This window comes from Chroococcidiopsis sp. (genome assembly GCF_051657925.1).
In the GTDB taxonomy this organism is placed as follows: Bacteria; Cyanobacteriota; Cyanobacteriia; order Cyanobacteriales; family Chroococcidiopsidaceae; genus Chroococcidiopsis.
In genome coordinates, this window is sequence record NZ_JBOFLP010000153.1 from 1 (window position 1) to 5,761 (window position 5,761).

The window sequence follows — 5,761 nt, forward strand, 5'->3', positions numbered from 1 at the left end:
CTCGCTATCCAAACGATTGCGACGTTCTAATTTATCGCCAATAATCACGCCTTTAGAGTGTTTCATTAACCGCCAAACTCGTTGGAAAAAGTCTTGAGGAACGCGATTCATCGACCCATCCCAGTGTCGCTGCTGTTGCCAACCACTCAAGGGGACAAACCCTTCATCTGTGGTTTCAGGCAGTACTACCCATTCAATATCACTTTCTGGCTGTTTGACGTGTAGCGATTCTCGTTGACGCAAGACTTGATTCATTCCCTCATAACCAATTAAAACTTGGCGCAGGCGCATTTTCACTTCAAATGGGGATAGTTGCATCAAATGTTCGTAGGCTTCATCTTGAGTCAGCCCTAATTCTTGCCCTAATTCGCTGGTAATTAATAAGATTAAATAACCGACACGCAGTGTCAGCAATCCCTTAAATAAATGGGGTTCAGTACGAATCAATACCCCTAAATAGTTAAGCATTTCTTGAGTTAAAACGCGATCGCGAATATCTTCGCCGCAAAACTGGTCGATTTTTTCGCCAATTTCTTGATTGGACATTGGTTGGGTAATCAAGGAAGCCTCGCTGTACGACTTACCTACGGCAATTTGTTTTTGCCTGACTAGAATTGATGTCACCTCGTCTGAAAGCGACACGTCTATCATCCGTCGCAGTCCTGCGGCGCGGCGAACAATCGTCCACAAGCACAGATTTCCCGCCTTCATGTAGACTTCATCCAATAAATCGCCAACCGTCGCTCGTCCAGTGCCAAAACCAGTATCAAAATCTAAGCCGCGCAAGCGATACAATGTCTGCAATAACTCAATTTGTTCGTAGAGATTCTCTGAAGCCCGTAATTGTCCTAACAACAGACTGAGATTGGTTTCGCATTCTAGCTGAAATTCTTGAGTAATCCCTAAAGGTAGGTTTTTTTCGGGGTGAAACGTCAGGTAATAGTTGCGTTGCGCGCTCTTGTTAACTGCTAAGCGAGTAAAATCTAACTCATGCAAGAAATCAATCCGTTCTGTTTTTGCCGTTAGCATCAACTGTTGCAACCGTCCCAGCTTAACGTGAACGCCGTTGCAAACACCGCTTCTGAGTTCTTCCATCAACGGTAATAACGCCTCTTTCTCCGTTTCTAGCATGGTATGGGTTAACATCAGCGTTACCGTCGGTCGTCCTAAATCGCTCCAATGGTGTTTAATATATGCAAGTTCGCTTTTGAGTCGTGCGACTAAAAAGTGGTAATCGAGGGTGAGATAAAATTGTTGGGGATCGAGAAAAGAAGGTAAAAACACCACGGTTTCATCGCGAATCCGAAAGATTCTCGAAGTCGTTAAACTCCGCAAGCGTCTAATTGGTCTTCCTGTCAAACCTAATTTGTCGTTGCGTCCAATTTGGGTGTAGACAGTTGATAGTTCTCCGGCTTGGCGGACTTGAATTGGTTCTACTTGTGATGGTGTTTGGGTTTCAATGCCGTAAACCGCTAGTTTCGCTTGTAAATCTTCATCTTCTGCAAGTAAGGCAATTTGTACCATTGCTTCTTGGCGACGACCGATGTTTAAATGTTTTCCTAAAGGATCGATATCGCCAATTGATACCAGCCCTTCACTCAACATTTGACCGAGAAAATACAGGCTTTGCGCCCAAACTAAGGGGACATTCTCATTTGGTAGACGAGTTTGAGTCTGGGGATTTGCCCTTTCTGCGGCGATGTTTTCCTGCGGGACGTAGTACAACTCTGGCAATAGTTTCACTCCGTCTCGTTCTACGACAATCTTTTCCAAGTATTCCTGGTATGCTTGAACTTGCGTGCGATCGCCTCTAAATATTCCATCTAGCAACAAATAGGTAAAAAATAGGGGCCACTCGCATTCGATATGTTCAAATTGCTTCAGTTCCCGCGGTTCGTAATGCAGGCGGTTGGTGTCTTCCAACACCGTTTGATGTCCGTCACGTAAAAATCGCTTGCAACCGTATTTGCCTTGGAGTTTAGTAATAATGTCATTGCGGGTGCGTTCTAGCAAGCGTCGATCCTCTACGGCAAATGCGGGATAACCGATAACGCTTAATACGGCTGCATCAACTTCTTTAGACGCAGATTCCCTTGGTAACAAATTTTCTAACGTAATGCGGGCGCGGGCAATTTCATCGGGTAAAACGTGAATCACCGATGCTTGGCTACCCCCAACTCCAAATAAATCTAGTCCGTTCATGGCTTCTAAGGCTGCTTTTGCCATTCCTACAGAACTAGCATTCAATTCGGCATTACCGTGATTGATTTTGTTTCCCCGTTCCCAAATCCCAAAGTCTGGGGTACGGTAGGTGCGTCCGATGTAATAAACCAAATTTTGCACGAAGTTTACTTCGTCGATGGTGTAGACGACGTGCAACCCCGAAGCTGTCATTTGTGCCAGTATCAATAAAAATAGGGAAGTGGCATCGAGTTGTAGATGTCCCCATTCACTATCGCCGACGACAATATCACCCGTTTGAGTATTGTACTTGGCGTGCAAGGCATCTAGGGCAGCTTGAGTGTGTTTGAAGCTTTCTACTTTGGTAGCTTGGCGCATCATGGCAAATAACAAGCCTCGCATCAGCTTCACAACGCTGTGTTCTAATTCGTAGGTACGTCCTTTGTCGGGATCGACTTTACGATATGCTAGCGCCAGACCCCAGACCGCTAAAATACTGTAGACGTTATCTCGTACCCAGGCATCGGTATAATCTCCGTGGGCAGTGATGGCAGTACTGGCTGGTAACAAGCCAGAAATCGGATTCTGCCGAGATAAAATAATGGTTTTAATCTGATGGTAATAATAATCCAGTCGCGCTGGTAACTGAGCGGCAGTTTTATACATACTGAAGTTTGACTGTCTCGGGAATCGGGCGGTTGCGTCGTGAAGCTATCTACAGAAAAGCAAAGATCGTTACATTTCATCCTTTAGGAGTAGATGAGTCTGAGTAGAAGAACGATAAGCTAATTTAAGATTTTGTTCGTATTCTACTGGAAATCTCACCGTACTACTGAATCGCGATCGCCACTATTAAACGAAAATTTATTGTAATCTTCATCAAATCCCCACTCTGCGATCGCGCATCTTTACCAAATCTTTAACGACTCTAAGCTACAACGCTATCAGTAGTTTTACTGAATACGTAACTTAGTATTGTCTTTTCTTATACCATTGGCTTTACCGAATCAACAGGCAGCTAATCGATATGGCGATTTTATACAATCAACAACAATCTCCTCTGGTAAAAATTGTCTACAGCAAAGTTACGATTGACGGCAAAGTTGAACTAGTCCCGCTGCAACTATATGCAGATGGTTCCTTGCGTCGCAGTCAATAGAAAATCATCTCAATGTTGTGAGTGAATTCAAAGAAGGCGAGCATTGGCTTTCTAATATTTAGGAATTAATTATACAAACATAAATCTTCCTCTAGAAGTAGGTATGAACAGTCTGAATCTAGTACTCGGTCGTCCAGTCGAGTATTAAAAGATACTAAAAAGCTTGAGTTCGAGGATGACATAACAAACTATATTTTTGCTGTTGAATAATAATTGCTTTACTTTATCTTTAAAATTATAGAGGTAGCATCAAGCTTTCATGGGCTTGTATGAAAAAACACTTGGAATTCGTGTAGGGACTGGTGGCGACGCATCTACAGGACATCAGGGAGGAAGTCACCAATGGCTAGAGTGGCATTGCTGATCGGCGTAAGTGATTACGGACCTGGTTTTAACTGGCTACCTGGGGTCGGAAAAGATTTGGTAGCAATGCAACGGGTCTTACAGCATCCAGAAATGGGTGGTTTTACAGAGGTAGAAGTCCTCAAAAATCCCGATCCGCTGACAATGCAAGTCGCGATCGCGACTTTATTTAACGCCCAGACACGCCAGCCAGATGACTTAGTATTGTTATACTTCTCCGGTCATTACGTCAGCGATCGCTATGGCAGATTTTACTTTCCCACTCGCTTAACTTGTAAAAATCCAAACGGAGAACTGGTTGCCCCGACTGCAATTCCAGCCAATCTAGTCAAAAATATCATGAATGACAGTCCGGCAGAACAACAGGTTGTCATTCTCGATTGTTGCGTTGACAATTCTATGGTTGTAGATGAATGGACGCAAAATCCCATGATGGGCAATCTTCAACAGCAGTTAGGCGGAATAGGTAGGGTAATATTGACGGCTGGAAATACAGCAACAGAATGTTCTCATAAGGGATTTGAACTCTCAACATATACTCATTACTTAGTAGAAGGAATTGAAACTGGCGCAGCAGATTTAGATCGCGATCGCAAAATTTCTGTAGCAGAAATGCATCAGTATATTAGGAGAAGACTAGGAGAAACCTCGACAAATTTAGCACCAAATATACACGCACTTGACGACCCACAGCAGATTTATTTAGCTCAAGCAACTATTAGAAGAACAGCACTTTGGTGGTTGGAAAATGCAACGCTTAATACAGCGATCGTAGCTCATAGTAAAGGTACAGACGATCGCGGTACAGATTGGGAAGCAGACCGTCAGAGTACGGTAGCAGTTTTAACTAGCGAAATGCAGGAAAAAACGGTAGAAGACGATCTCGTTCAACGCCAACCAAAATCTTGGCTGGGGGCAGTTACACTGACAGTTTTGGCAGTATTAGGGATAGCTTATGGTGCAACTCGCTGGCAAGATTTGCGCCAGCTATCCATGAGCGAAACTATTGCCGCAGACACGACATATAATCACCAAGTACCGACGGTACTCGAACATGTTAATACTGTTTGGTCGCTGGCTTTTAGTCCTGACAGTCAAATTTTAGCTAGCTGTGGTAACGATCGCGCAATTAAGTTGTGGAGTTTAAAAACTGGAGAATTAATTCGGACAATTCCCGATGCTCATGCAGGTGCAATTTGGTCGGTGGCGATCGATCCTGGCGGAGATAAATTAATTAGCGGTAGTAGCGATCGCACGATTAAAGTTTGGAATTTGCAAACCGGGAAACCGATCCGTACCTTGCGGGGACATACAGATGCAGTTCGGGCTGTGGCTGTGAGTCCCGATGACAAACATATTGTCAGCGGTAGTAGCGATCGCACGATTAAAGTTTGGGATTTAAGTACGGGAGTTTTACTGCGAACTTTGAGCGGACATACAAGTGCAGTTCGTGCCGTAGCAATTAGTCCTAATGGTTACACGATCGTCAGTGGTGGTGCAGACAATTTAGTCAGAGTTTGGAATTTAAACACGGGACAATTACTCAGCACGCTACAAGGGCATACTAGTCGAGTCATTGCGATCGCCATGAGTCCCGATGGAAATATAGTTGCAAGTGGTGGAAATGACAATACAATTCGATTGTGGAATTTACAGACTGGAGATTTATTACATACTTTGAAAGGGCATTCAGACCACATTAATTCTCTGGCTTTTCGAGCGGACGGACAAGTATTAATTAGCGGCGCAGAAGACCATTCCATCAAGTTATGGAATCCGCGGTCGGGCGATCTGTTCAATACTTTAAGCAAACACGATGAAGATGTTTATGCAGTAGCTATAAGTCCTGATGGTAAAACCCTCGCTAGTGCAGATAAAGCAGGGGAAATTAAGTTAGGACAGTGAATGGTTATTATTACAACTAACCACTAGCCACTGATAACGAGAATCACCTGTAACCGGGATCTTCTTCTTCTAGGCTGGCTCCACCTGGGGGCGAATTAACTGGAGGCAAACTATTCGGAGGTGGAGATGTATTGCTTGATGGTTTTACCGTAG

At 44.0% G+C, this 5,761-nt stretch carries 3 protein-coding genes; 2 read left to right on the forward strand and 1 reads right to left on the reverse strand.

What is annotated here, in order from left to right; translation table 11 throughout:
- Window positions 1-2,847: glycoside hydrolase family 15 protein (locus ACRC32_RS12105; protein WP_438554193.1), on the reverse strand; the 2,847-nt coding region annotated here is incomplete at its 3' end.
- Between the two features lie 361 nt (window positions 2,848-3,208).
- On the opposite strand from ACRC32_RS12105, the gene ACRC32_RS12110 reads away from it, so the two are divergent.
- Both ACRC32_RS12110 and ACRC32_RS12115 read left to right on the forward strand, forming a co-directional pair.
- Window positions 3,209-3,340: a hypothetical protein gene (locus tag ACRC32_RS12110; RefSeq protein WP_438554194.1), complete on the forward strand. Its 132-nt coding sequence runs from the start codon at window positions 3,209-3,211 to the stop codon at window positions 3,338-3,340.
- A 342-nt stretch (window positions 3,341-3,682) separates the two neighbouring features.
- Entirely contained in the window at window positions 3,683-5,608 is a 1,926-nt protein-coding gene (locus ACRC32_RS12115) for a caspase family protein (RefSeq protein WP_438554195.1), read from the forward strand.
- The last annotated feature ends 153 nt before the right edge of the window (window positions 5,609-5,761 follow it).